Origin of the sequence: Roseovarius azorensis (assembly GCF_900109455.1) — a bacterium.
GTDB lineage: Bacteria > Pseudomonadota > Alphaproteobacteria > Rhodobacterales > Rhodobacteraceae > Roseovarius > Roseovarius azorensis.
Window position 1 is genome coordinate 63,896 of the sequence record NZ_FOAG01000009.1, and the last position, 14,351, is coordinate 78,246.

General features: G+C 64.9%; 14 protein-coding genes, 3 tRNA genes and 1 other annotated feature. Of the genes, 6 read left to right on the top strand and 11 right to left on the bottom strand.

Translation table 11 applies throughout. From position 1 onward, the window contains the following. Window positions 1-199: 199 nt before the first annotated feature. The 3 genes from BSG08_RS13795 to BSG08_RS13805 are packed head-to-tail and all read left to right on the top strand — an operon-like array spanning window position 200 to window position 3,037. Window positions 200-1,141: a nucleoside hydrolase gene (locus tag BSG08_RS13795; RefSeq protein WP_093038260.1), complete on the top strand. Its 942-nt coding sequence runs from the start codon at window positions 200-202 to the stop codon at window positions 1,139-1,141. After that, the gene (locus BSG08_RS13800) at window positions 1,138-1,584 is read left to right on the top strand and encodes a GNAT family N-acetyltransferase (RefSeq protein WP_093038069.1); all 447 of its coding nucleotides are present in this window, start codon (window positions 1,138-1,140) and stop codon (window positions 1,582-1,584) included. The genes BSG08_RS13795 and BSG08_RS13800 overlap by 4 nt, the downstream gene beginning before the upstream one ends. Before the next feature lie 31 nt (window positions 1,585-1,615). Beyond that, window positions 1,616-3,037: a protein adenylyltransferase SelO gene (locus tag BSG08_RS13805; RefSeq protein WP_093038072.1), complete on the top strand. Its 1,422-nt coding sequence runs from the start codon at window positions 1,616-1,618 to the stop codon at window positions 3,035-3,037. A 1-nt stretch (window position 3,038) separates the two neighbouring features. On the opposite strand, the gene BSG08_RS13810 is transcribed toward BSG08_RS13805, so the two are convergent. Beyond that, window positions 3,039-3,677: a DUF2238 domain-containing protein gene (locus BSG08_RS13810; RefSeq protein ID WP_093038074.1), complete on the bottom strand. Its 639-nt coding sequence runs from the start codon at window positions 3,675-3,677 to the stop codon at window positions 3,039-3,041. Between BSG08_RS13810 and BSG08_RS13815 the strand changes: the two genes are divergently transcribed. Beyond that, window positions 3,676-4,419, top strand: coding sequence for an endonuclease/exonuclease/phosphatase family protein (locus tag BSG08_RS13815; RefSeq protein ID WP_245770709.1), 744 nt, complete (start codon window positions 3,676-3,678; stop codon window positions 4,417-4,419). The genes BSG08_RS13810 and BSG08_RS13815 overlap by 2 nt on opposite strands. Before the next feature lie 19 nt (window positions 4,420-4,438). On the opposite strand, the gene BSG08_RS13820 is transcribed toward BSG08_RS13815, so the two are convergent. The 5 genes from BSG08_RS13820 to BSG08_RS13840 all read right to left on the bottom strand — a co-directional run bounded on the left by BSG08_RS13820 (window position 4,439) and on the right by BSG08_RS13840 (window position 8,912). Next, window positions 4,439-5,716: a DEAD/DEAH box helicase gene (locus BSG08_RS13820; protein WP_093038263.1), complete on the bottom strand. Its 1,278-nt coding sequence runs from the start codon at window positions 5,714-5,716 to the stop codon at window positions 4,439-4,441. A gap of 377 nt (window positions 5,717-6,093) precedes the next feature. Next, entirely contained in the window at window positions 6,094-7,059 is a 966-nt protein-coding gene (locus BSG08_RS13825) for a DUF3179 domain-containing protein (protein ID WP_093038079.1), read from the bottom strand. 93 nt (window positions 7,060-7,152) lie between these two features. Continuing rightward, window positions 7,153-7,860 carry a DUF4336 domain-containing protein gene (locus BSG08_RS13830; protein ID WP_245770711.1) on the bottom strand — a complete coding sequence of 236 codons (708 nt, stop codon included), beginning with the start codon at window positions 7,858-7,860 and terminating at the stop codon, window positions 7,153-7,155. A gap of 4 nt (window positions 7,861-7,864) precedes the next feature. After that, window positions 7,865-8,413: a peptidylprolyl isomerase gene (locus tag BSG08_RS13835; protein ID WP_093038081.1), complete on the bottom strand. Its 549-nt coding sequence runs from the start codon at window positions 8,411-8,413 to the stop codon at window positions 7,865-7,867. Beyond that, window positions 8,406-8,912 carry a peptidylprolyl isomerase gene (locus tag BSG08_RS13840; RefSeq protein WP_093038084.1) on the bottom strand — a complete coding sequence of 169 codons (507 nt, stop codon included), beginning with the start codon at window positions 8,910-8,912 and terminating at the stop codon, window positions 8,406-8,408. The genes BSG08_RS13835 and BSG08_RS13840 overlap by 8 nt, the downstream gene beginning before the upstream one ends. Before the next feature lie 126 nt (window positions 8,913-9,038). Between BSG08_RS13840 and BSG08_RS13845 the strand changes: the two genes are divergently transcribed. Beyond that, a complete protein-coding gene (locus BSG08_RS13845) occupies window positions 9,039-10,223 on the top strand; it encodes a phosphoglycerate kinase (RefSeq protein ID WP_093038086.1) in 1,185 nt (394 codons plus the stop codon). 36 nt (window positions 10,224-10,259) lie between these two features. Here the strand turns inward: BSG08_RS13845 and BSG08_RS13850 are convergent. The 5 genes from BSG08_RS13850 to BSG08_RS13870 form a co-directional block, all read right to left on the bottom strand. Continuing rightward, window positions 10,260-10,336 (bottom strand) — tRNA-Asp (locus tag BSG08_RS13850). Between the two features lie 33 nt (window positions 10,337-10,369). After that, window positions 10,370-10,446 (bottom strand) — tRNA-Asp (locus BSG08_RS13855). A gap of 138 nt (window positions 10,447-10,584) precedes the next feature. After that, window positions 10,585-10,660: transfer RNA gene (locus BSG08_RS13860), tRNA-Val, on the bottom strand. Window positions 10,661-10,718: 58 nt separating this feature from the next. Beyond that, window positions 10,719-11,573, bottom strand: a complete 855-nt coding sequence (locus tag BSG08_RS13865; RefSeq protein ID WP_175544792.1) for a universal stress protein — start codon at window positions 11,571-11,573, stop codon at window positions 10,719-10,721. Between the two features lie 12 nt (window positions 11,574-11,585). Further along, window positions 11,586-13,076, bottom strand: a complete 1,491-nt coding sequence (locus tag BSG08_RS13870) for a SulP family inorganic anion transporter (RefSeq protein ID WP_093038268.1) — start codon at window positions 13,074-13,076, stop codon at window positions 11,586-11,588. 61 nt (window positions 13,077-13,137) lie between these two features. Then, window positions 13,138-13,196, bottom strand: a sequence feature (sul1 is cis-regulatory element that is thought to sense ions involved in sulfur or methionine metabolism; They are found in Alphaproteobacteria). 225 nt (window positions 13,197-13,421) lie between these two features. Between BSG08_RS13870 and BSG08_RS13875 the strand changes: the two genes are divergently transcribed. Then, window positions 13,422-14,273: a helix-turn-helix transcriptional regulator gene (locus BSG08_RS13875; RefSeq protein WP_245770712.1), complete on the top strand. Its 852-nt coding sequence runs from the start codon at window positions 13,422-13,424 to the stop codon at window positions 14,271-14,273. Window positions 14,274-14,351: the final 78 nt, after the last annotated feature.

The following is a 14,351-nucleotide window of genomic DNA, read 5'->3' on the forward strand; positions in this document are numbered from 1 at the left end:
CCTGCAATATTTTGCCCAAAGACGCGGCTTGACCGCGTCATGCGTCAGGTTGCGGCGCTGCGCGGGACGCGACGCGCCGATGCTGCGTCGCAGCGTCCCCGATGATTCGGATCGGCAGAGAGACGCCCGCACCGGCACGGTGGAGATGGACATTTCCGCAGGGCCGCCGCATGGTCCGCCCTGTCAAGAGGAGACAGACATGGCAGCGCGGCAGATCATCATCGACACCGATCCCGGCCAGGACGATGCGGTGGCGATTCTGATGGCGCTGGCATGTCCCGACATGTTCGAGGTGCTGGGCATCACCTGCGTGGCGGGCAACGTGCCGCTCGATCTGACGACCAGAAACGCGCGTGTGATCTGTGAACTGGCGGGCCGGGATGACATGCCGGTCTTCGCCGGCTGTGACCGCCCGATGGGGCGCGATCTGGTGACGGCGGAACATGTCCACGGGCGCTCTGGTCTCGACGGGCCGCACCTGCCCGAGCCGACGATGCCGCTGCAATCCACGCATGCGGTCGATTTCATCGTCGACACCCTGCGCGCGCGGGCGCCGGGCACGGTGACGCTGGTGCCCATCGGACCGCTGACCAACATTGCCACCGCCTTTCGCAAGGCCCCCGACATCATCGCCCGGCCGCGCGAAATCGTGCTGATGGGCGGGGCGCATTTTGCCCATGGCAATGTCACCCCCACGGCGGAGTTCAACATCCATGTGGACCCGCGGGCGGCGCAAGAGGTGTTCCGCTCTGGTGCGCGCATCGTGATGCTGCCGCTCGATGTGACGCACAAGGCGCTGGTGACACATGCGCGCAACGCCGCCTTTCGCGCGATCGGCACGCCGGTGGGGCGCGCGGTGGCCGACCTCACCGGATTTTTCGAACGCTACAATCCGGCACGCCATGGCGGGGACGGCGCGCCGCTGCATGATCCCTGCACGATCGGCTGGCTCCTGCGGCCCGATCTTTTCACCGCCCGCGAGGTGAATGTCGAAATCGAGGTGCAGTCGGAACTGACCATGGGCATGACCGTGGTGGACTGGTGGGGCGTGACCGGGCGGGCCGCCAATGCAACCTTCGTCCACGATATCGACGCTACCGGGTTCTTTGACCTGCTCACCGACAGGCTGGCGCGGCTGTGACCGCCCTCACCCTGGCGCGACCCGGCGATCTGGAGCGACTCTCGGCGCTCGTGGCCGCGTTTCATGCCGAGGCCGGGATCACTCAGGACGAACCGACCCGGCGCGCGGCGCTGTTGCCGGTGCTCGAGGGCAGCCCGCATGCCGCCGCCTATCTGATCGGCCCGCCGCGCGCGCCCATCGGTTATATCGTGATCAGCTTTGGCTGGTCGCTGGAATTCGCGGGGCTGGATGGATTCGTTGACGAATTCTATATCCGCAGAGCCGTGCGTGGGCGTGGCATCGGCACCGAAGTGATGAGCGCCCTTCCCAGGGCATTGGCGGGGGCCGGCCTCAAGGCGCTGCATCTGGAGGTCCGGCGCGACAATCTCAAGACGCGCAGGCTCTATGAGAAACTCGGTTTTGTCGCGCGTGACGAACACAGCCTTTTGACCCGCAGGATGTAGACATTCGCGCAGTTGACCCTAGGTTATCACCATGACAGTCCATATCCCGTTTCAGAATAGCTATGCTCAGCTGCCCGCGCGGTTCTACACACGGCAGAACGCGGTTCCGGTGCGCGCACCCCGGTTGATCCGGTTCAACATGCCCCTCGCCCGCGAGCTTGGCGTGGCCGGTGGCAGTGACCCGGAACTGGCCCGGATATTCGCCGGCAACGAGCCGCCAGAGGGTGCCACCCCGCTGGCGCAGGTCTATGCCGGGCACCAGTTCGGCGGGTTTTCCCCGCAGCTGGGCGACGGGCGCGCATTGTTGCTGGGAGAGGTGCTGGATGCCGCGGGACAGCGCCGTGACATTCAGCTCAAGGGGTCCGGTCCCACGCCCTATAGCCGCATGGGCGACGGGCGCGCATGGCTGGGCCCGGTGCTGCGCGAATACGTGGTCTCCGAGGCGATGCATGCGCTTGGCCTGCCCACCACGCGCGCGCTGGCGGCAGTCGGCACCGGCGAATGGGTCTACCGCGAGGCGGGCGCGCTGCCCGGTGCGGTGCTCACCCGCGTCGCGGCCAGCCATCTGCGCGTCGGCACCTTCCAGTATTTCGCGGCCCGTCGCGATCATGAGGGTCTGCGCGCGCTTTATGACTATACCGTGCAGCGGCATTATCCGCATGTCGAAGGGCCTGCGCATCTCCTGGCCGAGGTGATCCGGCGCCAGGCGCGGCTGGTGGCGGGCTGGCTCTCGGTCGGTTTCATCCACGGGGTGATGAACACCGACAACACCGCGATTTCCGGCGAGACGATTGATTACGGCCCCTGCGCCTTCATGGATGTGTATCATCCGCAGACGGTATTCAGCTCGATTGATGCGCATGGCCGTTATGCCTATGACAATCAGGCGCATGTGATCGTCTGGAACATGGCGCAGTTCGCCACGGCGCTTGTGCCGTTGATGCCCGATCAGGATGAGGCGATCGAGGAATTCACCGCATTGGTTCACGCCATGCCAGATCAGATCGAGGCAGAATGGTGCCGCGCCTTTGGCCGCAAGATCGGGATCGCCGATGCCGGACCGCAGGATGCCGCGATGGTGGGTGATCTCCTGACCCGCATGGCAGATGGGCGGGCGGATTTCACCAACACGTTCCGGGGCCTCGTCGACGGCACCGCGCGCGATCAGTTCCTCGACCGTGCGGCCTTCGACTCTTGGGCCGAGGGCTGGCGCGCACGGCTTGCACATGAAGCGGATCCCGAGGGCGTGATGATCACCGCCAACCCGGCCTTTATCCCGCGCAACCACCGCATAGAGCAGATGATCGGGGCCGCCGTGGCGGGGGATTACACACCCTTCGAGCGACTGCTGACAATCCTGGCCCGGCCCTATGAGGATCAGCCGGAGGCGGCGGATCTCAAACACCCGCCCGAGCCCGCCGAAGTGGTAAGTCAGACCTTCTGCGGCACCTGAATCACTTGCGCCGCAACCGGCGAAACAGGCGTGGATTGCGGCGGATGAATTCGTCGATAACGCCGGTCAGCCCGCCATACGCGCGCCCCTTGAGATAGGCAAAACCCGAGGCCGCCCCCAAGGCAGCACCTATCGTGTTCACGATGAGATCGGTTATCGTGTCCATCAGGCCCGATTTCTGCATGTTCGTCCCGAAGGTCTGGTCCATCGCGAATTCGAAGATTTCCCAAAGCGTGCCGATCGACAGGGCGAATGCAAAGGCAAAGAACGCAATCGCCCAATGCGGCGCGGCATAGCGGTCGCCCTGAAACATCATGAACACCGCGACAAACCCGATCAGACCGAATCCGATGGCCGATCCGCCGTGCATCGCGATATCCCACCACCAGAACCGGTTGTAGAAATCCAGCACCTCGCCCATGAACAGCGTGGCCCCGACAAAGATCACGATGGCGGTCAGGAAACTGGGCGGCACGTCAATCTCGGCCCAGCGGGCGACAAGGATCGGGGCAAATGACAGCGCAAGCGTGGCCAGCGCGATGAAGGCAAGCGACCATTCGCGCTGAATGAGCGCATCGAGCATGATCAATCCGAGCGCGATCCAGATCACACGAGTGAGTAGGGTCTGCTCCGAAAACATGCTGCCTCCTTCTGCCGGGCAATGCTATCAGGGTGTCATGAACCCGTCCACGATCCGGATTGCAAGCTATAACCTGCAGAAATGCGTGGGCCTCGACCTGCGGCGCAGGCCCGAGCGCAGCCTGACCGTGATCGGGCAGCTGGGCGCGCAGGTGGTGGCCCTGCAAGAGGCCGACAGACGACTCGCCCCGCGCCGCGCCGCCCTGCCACACGAGATGGCCGAGGCCGAGGGCTGGCAGGTGGTGGAATTCGGTCAGCCGGGCGGGTCACTCGGCTGGCATGGCAATGCGATGCTGCTCCGCAACGGGCCTCAGGTGATCGAGACCCAGCATATCGAGCTGCCGGGGCTGGAGCCGCGCGGCGCAGTGCGCGCCGACTTGGCAACCGATATCGGGCGGCTGCGTGTCGTCGGGTTGCATCTGGGGTTGGTGCGCCGCTACCGGCTGTTGCAGGTGGCGGCGATCATCCGCGCGCTGCGGCGGCTTGATCCCTGCCCCACCGTGCTGGCGGGCGATTTCAATGACTGGGGCAGCGGTGCCGCGCTCGACGCTACGGCGCAAGGCGTCGAATTCATCGCCACCCGGCCAAGTTTTCCCACCTTTCGCCCGGTGGCGCGGCTGGACCGTCTGGCGATCAGCCCCGATCTGGTGGCGCTCGACGCAGGTGTGCATTTGCAGCGCCCCGCGCGGGTGGCGTCGGATCACTTACCGGTCTGGGCCGATCTGGGGACGCGCCGGGAATAGCCCCGGCGCGATCTTCTGATCAGGCTGCGTGCGACCGCGCGCCGCCACCGGGTCTGCGGCGACGGTTGCCGGGCTTGCCTTGCGGCCGCCCCGGTTCCGAGCCACCACCAAAGCCACCGCCGCCACGACGCCGCGGACCGCCGCGCCCGCCTGACGGCTTGGCCGCCTTGGGATCCGGCAGCACCTCCCACGGGCGGCCCGAGGCGACCGGAATGGTCGTGCCCAGAACCTTCTGAATATCCTTCAGCTCACCCATCTCGTCAGGCGCGCAGAACGCGATCGCCGCCCCGTCGCGCCCCGCGCGTGCCGTGCGGCCGATCCGGTGAACATAGTTGTCCGGCACATTGGGCAGCTCATAATTGTAGACATGCTTCACATCCGGGATGTCGAGACCGCGCGCCGCCACATCGGTGGCCACCAGGATCTTGACCTGCCCGTCGCGAAACGCCTTCAACGCGCGTTCGCGCTGGCCCTGGCTCTTGTTGCCGTGAATCGCGGCCACGCTGAACCCTGCCTGCTCCAGCCGCCGCGCCAGCTTGTCAGAGCCATGCTTGGTGCGGCCAAAGACCAACGCCAGTTCTGCCTTGTGCTTGCCCAGAAGCTCGATCAGCAGATCGGGCTTGGCCGCCTTGGCGATGAAATGCACCTCCTGCGTCACCTTGTCCGCCGCCTTGCCCGGGGGACTTACCTGCACCCGCTTGGGATGCGTCAGGTAGCTGGCGGCAATCTCTTCCATCTGCTTGGGCATGGTGGCGGAAAACAGCATCGTCTGCCGCTCGGCGGCCAGCAAGCCCGCAATCCGGCGCAGCGCGTGGATGAATCCCAGATCGAGCATCTGATCGCCCTCGTCCAGCACCAGGAACCGCGCCGCATCCAGCCGCACGGCGCGCCGGTCGATGAGATCGAGCAGCCGGCCCGGCGTCGCCACCAGAATGTCGATGCCCTGTTCCAGCCGCTTGATCTGCGGGTTGATCGAGGCGCCGCCAACGACCAGACCGATCTTGATCGGACTGTCCTTGACCAGCGGCAGCAGAGCGTCGCGGATCTGTCCCGCCAGTTCGCGGGTGGGGGCAAGGATCAGGCTGCGGATGGTTTTCGGCGCGGGCTTGCCCGGTTCCTCCATCAACCGCGTGATCAGCGGCAGGCCAAAGGCCATGGTCTTGCCGGTGCCAGTCTGCGCCAGCCCAAGCACGTCAAACCCGTTCAGGGCATGCGGGATAGCATGGGTCTGGATCGGGGTCGGTTCGGTGATGCCTTCGTTGGCCAGCTTGCGCACCAGTGCGCCGGGCAGGCCCATTTCGTCAAAGAGATTCAAGTCGTATCCTTTCAGGGGCGCGGGACCATCCCGCAGCCCGTCACGGGGGGTGAAGGATCACCGCCCGGTCGTCGTGGTTGCACCTTACAGCAGCCAGGGAACCGAATGCCCCCTGCACTCTGACAGGTGTTTGGCCCCACGCGTGATTTTGGGATCATCCGCGACATTTCATCAGATACGCCCAACTCCGGGCTGTGCTGCTCACGCGGCAGGAAATGTCGGTTGGCTGCGATATGGCGGTATAGGGGATGGAAGTCAAGGGCGTGTGAAAGACGCTCACGCCTGTGCGGACATTGACCCAGAGTGATGAGCCGCGCGAGTGACATGCGAACGGCCGCACAAGACCCGGAACCGCCCCCTCACCGTACCATCCACTTGCCATCCGGCCAGAATGCGTGAAATGCAAAGGCGAACATCACGTCATGCGGCACATCGCGCCCCTGCCCGTCGCGCACCCGCACCGTGCCCACATCGCGCCCCTTGGCGATGGTCGCGTGATCCAGCGCCGAGGCCTGCCCCTTTTCCCATGTGATCGCAAGATCGGCCTCGCGCACGCCCCCCTCCGCGCGGATGCGCGTCAGCGGCCAGGCGCGATCGCCCACCCGGACCACACGCTCCAGCGGCGGGATGCCGTGCGGCGGGTTCTCGCCATTGTAGAGAAACGGCTGGCGCGAACTGTCATAGCCTGCATATGGGTTGCGCCCGTAACTGCGATTGTATGCGGGTTCATCCATCACCAACCCCTGCGGATTGCGCGCGCGAAACTGGTCCCAGCTTTCCATCCAGCTTGTCATATGCGTCAGTTTCGTGCCGGTCAGATCGCCGACGATGGCCTCGCCGATGGCCTGCTGCCACCAGCTTTGCGTCTCGCGGTCATACATCACCATATCGGAATGGCGCAGCTTGCCCGAAACGCCAAAGCTGAGCACCCGCCCGCCGACACGCCGGTCAAAGACCATACCCGAGTTGCACAGCGGACAGAAGGTCACGGCGACCGGAACGCCGCCCACCCTATCGTTCACGATCTCATGCCAGGTCATGTAGCGGATCGGATAGGCGCGTGGCGTCTGCCCTTCCATTTCCAGCGTGATCACCGGTTCGGTGCCGGAAATACGCCGCTCGGACCCGGCCTTGCGGAATTTCGGGGCATCAATCGCCGGTATGCCATCCTTGGGCGGACCACCGGACAGGATCTCGGACCAGTCGGTGATCGCGCTCTTGCCGAAATTCGTATCGGGCCATTCGCCGCGCCAGAGCGACGGGTTGGCGCCGGCATGGCTGGTGAGCAGCAAAAGCGAGGTCAGAAGGGCGATGATGCGGTGCATGACGGCTCCTGTCGCGGGGCAAAAAAGTCACCTCAAAGGATGCCCCGCGCCGGGGATTCGAACCAGCCCACCCCACGCGATCGTGACAGGCTGTCAGCGGCGTCCCGCCTCGTCGAACGTCCGGTCCCAGAGCCGGTCGCGCATCAGGCGGCGAAAGGCGCGCTTGATCTCGCCGCTGGCGTCGCGCGTGTAAACCCGCCCGTGCGTCAGGATCAGCCGCTCCGGTCCCCAGTCGAGAATCTGTTCCACCAGATCCCCCACCGCCCTTCGCCCGCCCAGACGTCGCGCAAGACCCGGCGGCGGCTTGCCGTCGCTGTCATCTATACCCGCCAGCCACACCAGCGGCCGCGCCCAGGGCGGCATCGGTCCGGTGTCGATCGCGATCATCAGCCGCGACAGGATGACGGACCGGCTGGCCACATGCAGAAACACCGTCTCGGTCTGTGCGCCCTCCAGCATCAACGGCCTGACATGCCGGCACCATGAGGCGGTTTTCACCTCGGACCCGCGCCATATCCGCATCGCGGGCCAGGCCGCGCGCCAGTCCTCCAGATACGGCAGGTCGGGCGCCTGCGGCAGCACGACATGGGCGACCCGCCCTAGGGTATTCAGCCAGCCCCGCAGATCCGGCGTGACCGGGCAGGGCGCATGCACCCAGAGATTGCTGCCGGGCAATTCAACCACCGTGCAGCGCAATGGCACCGGCACGCCGCGCCAGGTGATGTCCGCCCCCGTCAAACCCCACAGCCCGGGCGCAAGCGCCTCAGGCGCGATCGTGGGGCTGGAAGCGGGGGCGGACATCGGATCAGTCTGTCACGGTGACCCTGGACATCACATCCGGCCGCCCGATCACCGCGCCATTCGGCCCCTTGCCGCGCTTGATCGCATCCACGACCTCCATCCCGTCGGTGACGCGCCCGACGACGGTGTACTGACCGTTCAGGAATTCGCCCGCATCGAACATGATGAAGAACTGGCTGTTGGCGCTGTCCGGGTTCTGGCTGCGCGCCATGCCCACCACACCGCGCAGGAACCGCTCGTCCGAGAACTCCGCCCTCAGATCGGGCAGATCGCTACCACCCATCCCGGCACGGCCCATGTCACCGCCTTCCAGCTTGCCGAACTGCACGTCACCCGTCTGCGCCATGAAGCCCTCGATCACGCGATGGAACACCACCCCGTCATAGGCCCCCGCGGCGGCCAGCGCCGTGATCTGTTCGACATGGCCGGGCGCCACATCCTCCAGCAGGTCGATGGTGATGGTGCCATTGGCCTCGCCCTCAACCTCGATCTGCAGGCCCGTGGCCAGCGCCGGACCTGCCAACAGGCTGAATACAAATGCAAGTTTACGCATCAGAAGCCACCTTTACGCTGATCATCCGGTCCGGGTTCGCGGGCGGCTCCCCACGGGTGATGGCATCGACATGCTCCATCCCCGAAATCACCCGCCCATAGACGGTATACTGCCCGTTGAGGAAATGATTGTCCTTGAAGTTGATGAAAAACTGGCTGTTGGCGCTGTCCGGGTTCTGGCTGCGCGCCGCTCCGATCGTACCCCGGTCATGCGGGATGCGACTGAACTCGGCCTTGAGATCCGGCAGGTCGCTGCCGCCCGTTCCGGCCATGCGCGGGTTATAGTCCTTTTCCATGTTGGCGTTCTGCACATCGCCCGTCTGCGCCATGAAGCCGTCGATCACCCGGTGAAAGGCCACGTTGTCATAGGTGCCCGCACGCGCCAACTCCTTCATTCGCGCGCAATGGCCCGGCGCGATGTCGGGCATGAGCTCGATGGTGACGGTGCCGCCTTTGAGCTCCACCAGGATGGTGTTTTCGGGGTCTTTGATCTCGGCCATCGGGCTCTCCTTTCGAAAATCTCTGGCGTTACCTAGGCGCTTCGCGCGCGATTGCCAAGCGCAGAGGTTGACGGTGGCCCGGCCCCGCGCCAATAGAAGGCGACAGAATCTGAGGAGCCTTGAGGCATGAGCTGGAAAACCCTGGACGACATGGATCTGAACGGCAAGCGCGTGCTGGTGCGGGTCGATATCAATGTACCGGTCGAAAACGGGATCGTGACCGACACCACCCGGATCGAACGGATCGCGCCGACCGTTCTCGACATTCTGGCGCAGGGCGGCAAGCCGATCCTGATCGCGCATTTCGGACGGCCCAAGGGCAAGGTCATGCTCGACATGTCGCTGCGCGTGACGGTTCCCGCGCTCGAAGCAGCGCTCGGGCGCAAGGTGCGGCTGATCGAGACGCTCGAGGGGGCCGAGAACCTGACGCATGAGGCGCAGGCCTCGGATGTCCTCCTGCTCGAAAACATCCGCTTTCACCCCGGCGAAGAGGCCAACGATCCCGACTTTGCCGCCCGCCTCGCACAATTGGGCGACATCTATTGCAACGATGCCTTCTCCGCCGCCCACCGCGCCCATGCCTCGACCGAGGGATTGGCGCGTCACCTGCCCTCCTGCGCAGGCCGCCTGATGCAGGCCGAATTGCAGGCGCTTGAGGCAGCGCTTGGCACGCCCAAACGCCCCGTCGTGGCGGTGGTGGGCGGGGCCAAGGTCTCGACCAAGCTCGATCTGTTGGGGAATCTGGTTGAAAAGGTCGACACCCTGGTCATCGGCGGTGGCATGGCCAATACATTCCTCGCCGCCCTGGGCCTCGATGTGGGCCGTTCGCTCTGCGAGCATGACATGACGGCAACGGCGCGCGAAATCATGCTCAGGGCGGGGGCGGCGAACTGCTCGATCCTGCTGCCCGCCGATGTGGTGGTGGCGCGCGAATTCCGGGCGGGCGCGTCGCATGAGGTGGTCGGCGCACATGCCTGCCCGCCGGACGCGATGATCCTCGATGCCGGGCCGCTGGCCGTAACCCGGATCATCGCGGCGCTGGACGGGGCGAAAACGCTGATCTGGAACGGCCCGCTCGGCGCGTTCGAGATCGACCCGTTTGATGCCGCCACCAATGCGGCTGCGGGTCACGCCGCGCGCCTCAGCCGCGAGGGGCGGCTCGTTTCCGTGGCGGGCGGCGGCGATACCGTGGCCGCGCTCAACCGCGCGGGCGCGGCTGGGGATTTCACCTATATCTCGACCGCAGGCGGCGCGTTTCTGGAATGGATGGAGGGCAAGGATCTGCCCGGCGTCGCAGCACTCAAACGCTGATCCGGGCGAGACATCCTCAAGTCACAAGAGATCAAGTGGCGCGGTTGACGGGGCTCGAACCCGCGACCCCCGGCGTGACAGGCCGGTACTCTAACCAACTGAGCTACAACCGCGCATCTGACGCGCTCGGGATCACGGGGCAGCAATGGCGCGGTTGACGGGGCTCGAACCCGCGACCCCCGGCGTGACAGGCCGGTACTCTAACCAACTGAGCTACAACCGCCCGCTGCCCGCCCGATCCCTCAGGCGTGTTGCGCTTCTATGCGGCGCAATCGACCTCGTCAAGCGCCCGCTGGCGGAAAATCCAACTTTCGCGCGGCCCCGGGCACGACCCTGGATGCTGTACGCTGCATTGCGGGAATGGTGGGTGATGAGAGACTCGAACTCCCGACATCTTCGGTGTAAACGAAGCGCTCTACCAACTGAGCTAATCACCCGTAACGCGCCTGATACCCAAGCGCGTGATGCTGTGCAAGAGGCTTTGCACCACCCGTCTCAGCGTATCAGAACCACCGGCACCTTGCAGGACCGCACCATCTCGGTGGTGGTCGAGCCGATGATCAGGCTGCGGATGCGGCTGTGACCGTAGGCACCCATCACCAGCATGTCGAATCCGGCCTCATCGACCAGTTTGCCAAGCGCCGTTTCGGGCTGGCCCGCGATCACCTCGGTCCCGGCATCGATCCCTGCCGCGACCAGCAGCGCGCGGGCGTCTTCCAATCCCTTCCTGACCTCAGCCGTAGCATTGCCCACAGTGACCACATGCACGGCAAGCCCGGCAAACAGCGTGCTGCGCGCGATGTGATCCACCGCCTTCATCGCCGAGGTGCCACCATCATAGGCGACCAGAACCTTTCCGATCGGCCTGAAGGCGCGCGACGCCACGAATACCGGCTTGCGGCTCGCACGCACGATCCGCTCCAGATTCGATCCCAGATGCCCCTTGGCGAAATCCGCGGCCTCGCCGCGCTTGCCGATCAGGATGACCCGCGCGTCATGCTCGACCTCGGCCACCGTTTCGACGATATCGCCATGCCGCAGCCGCGTGGTGATCTCGTTCACCCCGGCCTGATCGAGAATGGCGCGGGCGTCCTCCAGAATGGCGCGACCGCGATGCGCCACGAGCTTGGCGCGCTGTTCATCGAGGGCGGCCAACTCCTCCAGCAGGGCAGTGCGCGCGCCCAGCCGGATGGATCCCGAGAGATCGGCCTTTTCCGCCCCCTCGCGCCGCCCCAGCACATGCAGCAGTTCCACCGGTGCCCCGGTGCGTTGCGCAATCCACGCCGCATGTTCGCAGACCGAGGCCGAATAGATCGACCCGTCCACCAGTGCGATGATCTTCTCCGCCATCTTTATCCCCCCTCAATGCGCTATCAGCTTGTCGATGGCCCCCGGCTTGTCATGGATGGCCAGCCTGTCCACGATGGTTTCAGACGCCTTGTTCATGCCCTTTATCTCGACCTCGGCCCCGTCGCGGCGGAATTTCAGAACCGCCATGTCGAGCGCCTGAACCGAGGAAATATCCCAGATATGCGCAACGCTCACGTCGATCACGACCTTATCCAGCGCTTCCCTGAAATCAAAGGCACCCATGAAATCCTCGACCGAGCCATAGAATAGCTGACCCTCGACGCGATAGATCCGCTCCCGCCCGTCATCGGAAATCTCGCTGCTGACCCGGAAAAGCTGCGCGATCTTGCCGGCAAAGAAGATGCCCGAGAGAAGCACCCCCACCAGAACGCCAATCGCCAGGTTGTGCGTGTAGACCACCGTCACCACCGTCGCGATCATCACGATCGAGGACGAGCGCGGATGCTCGCGCAGATTGCGGATCGAGGACCAGCTGAACGTGCCGACCGATACCATGATCATGATCGCCACCAGCGCCGCCATCGGGATCATGCTCACCACGTCACCCAGGCCCACGACCATCGCCAGCAGGAACACACCGGCAGCAAAGGACGACAGCCGCCCGCGTCCGCCGGATTTCACGTTGATGATCGACTGACCGATCATCGCGCACCCCGCCATGCCGCCGATGAACCCGGTTGCGGTATTGGCGATCCCCTGTCCCACCATCTCCTGCGAGCGGTTCGATTTCGTGTCGGTCAGATCGTCCACGATATTCTGCGTCATCAGGCTCTCCAGCAGGCCCACGACGGCCACCGCAACCGAATAGGGCAGGATGATCGCCAGGGTTTCGAGGGTCAGCGGAATATCGGGGATCAGGAACACCGGCAGCGTATCGGGCAGCGCCCCCATGTCACCCACCGTGCGCACATCAAGGCCCAGAAAATACGCCGTCACGGAGAGAACGACAATCGTGACCAGCGGCGAGGGAACGGCACTTGTCAGGAGCGGAAACAGATAGATGATCGCCAGGCCCGCCGCCACCAGCACATAGGTGATCCATGTCACGCTGCGTGGGTCCAGTTCCGGCAGTTGCGCCATGAAGATCAGGATCGCCAGCGCATTGACGAACCCGGTCATCACCGATTTCGACACGTAACGCATGACAAACCCCAGCCGCAGCACCCCTGCCCCGATCTGGATGAGGCCGGCAAGCACCGTCGCCGCCAGCAGATATTGCAGGCCGTGATCCTTCACGAGCGTGATCATCAGCACCGCCGTCGCCGCCGTCGCCGCCGAAATCATGCCCGGTCGCCCGCCGGTGATCGCTACGATCACCGCGATCGAGAAACTGGCATAAAGTCCCACCTTGGGATCCACGCCCGCGATGATCGAAAAGGCGATCGCCTCGGGGATCAGCGCCAACGCCACCACCAGCCCCGAGAGCACGTCACCCCGGATGTTGCCAAACCATTGTGCCCGATAGGCATCTAGTGAAATCATCTGAAATCCGTCCCACATCAGGCCAGCCTCACCGGCCCGATCACGCGCTCTGATGTCGTGTCATGATCCGGCGGGTCAGCGGCCGGAAGAGCCACCCGGACATCTCTTCCGGGATCCTGTCGATTGCTTGTCGCGTCTAACTGCCCCGTCCGCACTTGCCAAGCGGTTTGTTCCGCAACGCAGCATTGCATCAGGGCCATAACCAGCCGCCTTTTCAACTGCCGGAGGGGAGGCGAATACCGGCGGTCCGGTTCCGGCACACACATGCCGAAGTTTATATTTTCCACCTCTTAGCCATGACATCGGTCGGTTTTTGTGCAATCGCTAGTCGAAACTCAACTTTTCATGGCTTGCGATGGCTTGCACGACGCGATGAGACATGCCCGGATCATGACCGTGGCACAATGGGCCGCCGGGTGCGACTGGCGGCTGTCCCTGTTGCACAGCAACGCCCAGCATGCCCTGCTCTGGATCACCCGCGGTCAGGGCATAGCGTTGATCGAGGGGGTACGATGCGGAATCGGTGTGCATAACGCACTGGCGATCCCGGCGGGCACCCTGTTCTCGCTCGATCTTGGCAAGACCGGCTTTGGCCTGGTCTGCCTGATACCCGCAGGCGGTCCTGTGCTGATGCCGGACGAACCCCAGCATCTGCGCATCCGTGATGTCACCGGCCAGAACGAACTGACCGCGCTCCTGGAGGTGATGCAGCGCGAACAGAGCGCGGCCCGCCCGTTCACGGACGAGGCGCTGGACGCGCAGGCGTGGCTCCTGAGTGTCTGGCTGCGCCGCGCGATGATCGCCCACACCGCCGGGGGGCGCCTCAAGGCGTCCGAACGTCTGGTCAAGGCCTATGCCGCGCTGATCGAACGGGATTTCACCAGCGGGCGCGCGATGGCGGCCTATGCCCGCACTCTGGGCGTGACGCCCACCCATCTCACGCGGGTGTGCAAGGACGTCTCGGGGCTTACGGCGGCGGAGATGCTGACCGAGCGCAGCCTGCACGCCGCGCGCGACATGCTGGAGGCCGGCGAGCGCCCCATCGGCCAGATTGCCGCCAGCCTCGGATTCGGCAGCGCCGCCTATTTCTCGCGATTCGTTCTGCAACACACCGGCCAGAGCCCCTCGGCGCTGCGCGCCCGCGCGGCGGGACGTGCGAATCCGGCAGCCGCGCTGTTCCCCACCAAAATCGAGTGAAAGATCGCGCCGCAACGGGTTGCGCCCGACGCCTTCGCGTTATCTAATGCACGCAGAGCAACGATCCGCCTTCCGGCG

Coding starts and splice junctions, on each gene's coding strand:
- BSG08_RS13865 (WP_175544792.1), bottom strand. CDS start 11,573: ATGGCGGAGAAGATCATCGCACTGGTGGACGGGTCGATCTATTCGGCC.
- BSG08_RS13870 (WP_093038268.1), bottom strand. CDS start 13,076: ATGATTTCACTAGATGCCTATCGGGCACAATGGTTTGGCAACATCCGG.
- BSG08_RS13845 (WP_093038086.1), top strand. CDS start 9,039: ATGAGCTGGAAAACCCTGGACGACATGGATCTGAACGGCAAGCGCGTG.
- BSG08_RS13820 (WP_093038263.1), bottom strand. CDS start 5,716: ATGGGCCTGCCCGGCGCACTGGTGCGCAAGCTGGCCAACGAAGGCATC.
- BSG08_RS13815 (WP_245770709.1), top strand. CDS start 3,676: ATGCTGCCTCCTTCTGCCGGGCAATGCTATCAGGGTGTCATGAACCCG.
- BSG08_RS13875 (WP_245770712.1), top strand. CDS start 13,422: ATGGCTTGCGATGGCTTGCACGACGCGATGAGACATGCCCGGATCATG.
- BSG08_RS13835 (WP_093038081.1), bottom strand. CDS start 8,413: ATGCGTAAACTTGCATTTGTATTCAGCCTGTTGGCAGGTCCGGCGCTG.
- BSG08_RS13830 (WP_245770711.1), bottom strand. CDS start 7,860: ATGTCCGCCCCCGCTTCCAGCCCCACGATCGCGCCTGAGGCGCTTGCG.
- BSG08_RS13795 (WP_093038260.1), top strand. CDS start 200: ATGGCAGCGCGGCAGATCATCATCGACACCGATCCCGGCCAGGACGAT.
- BSG08_RS13805 (WP_093038072.1), top strand. CDS start 1,616: ATGACAGTCCATATCCCGTTTCAGAATAGCTATGCTCAGCTGCCCGCG.
- BSG08_RS13825 (WP_093038079.1), bottom strand. CDS start 7,059: ATGCACCGCATCATCGCCCTTCTGACCTCGCTTTTGCTGCTCACCAGC.
- BSG08_RS13840 (WP_093038084.1), bottom strand. CDS start 8,912: ATGGCCGAGATCAAAGACCCCGAAAACACCATCCTGGTGGAGCTCAAA.
- BSG08_RS13810 (WP_093038074.1), bottom strand. CDS start 3,677: ATGTTTTCGGAGCAGACCCTACTCACTCGTGTGATCTGGATCGCGCTC.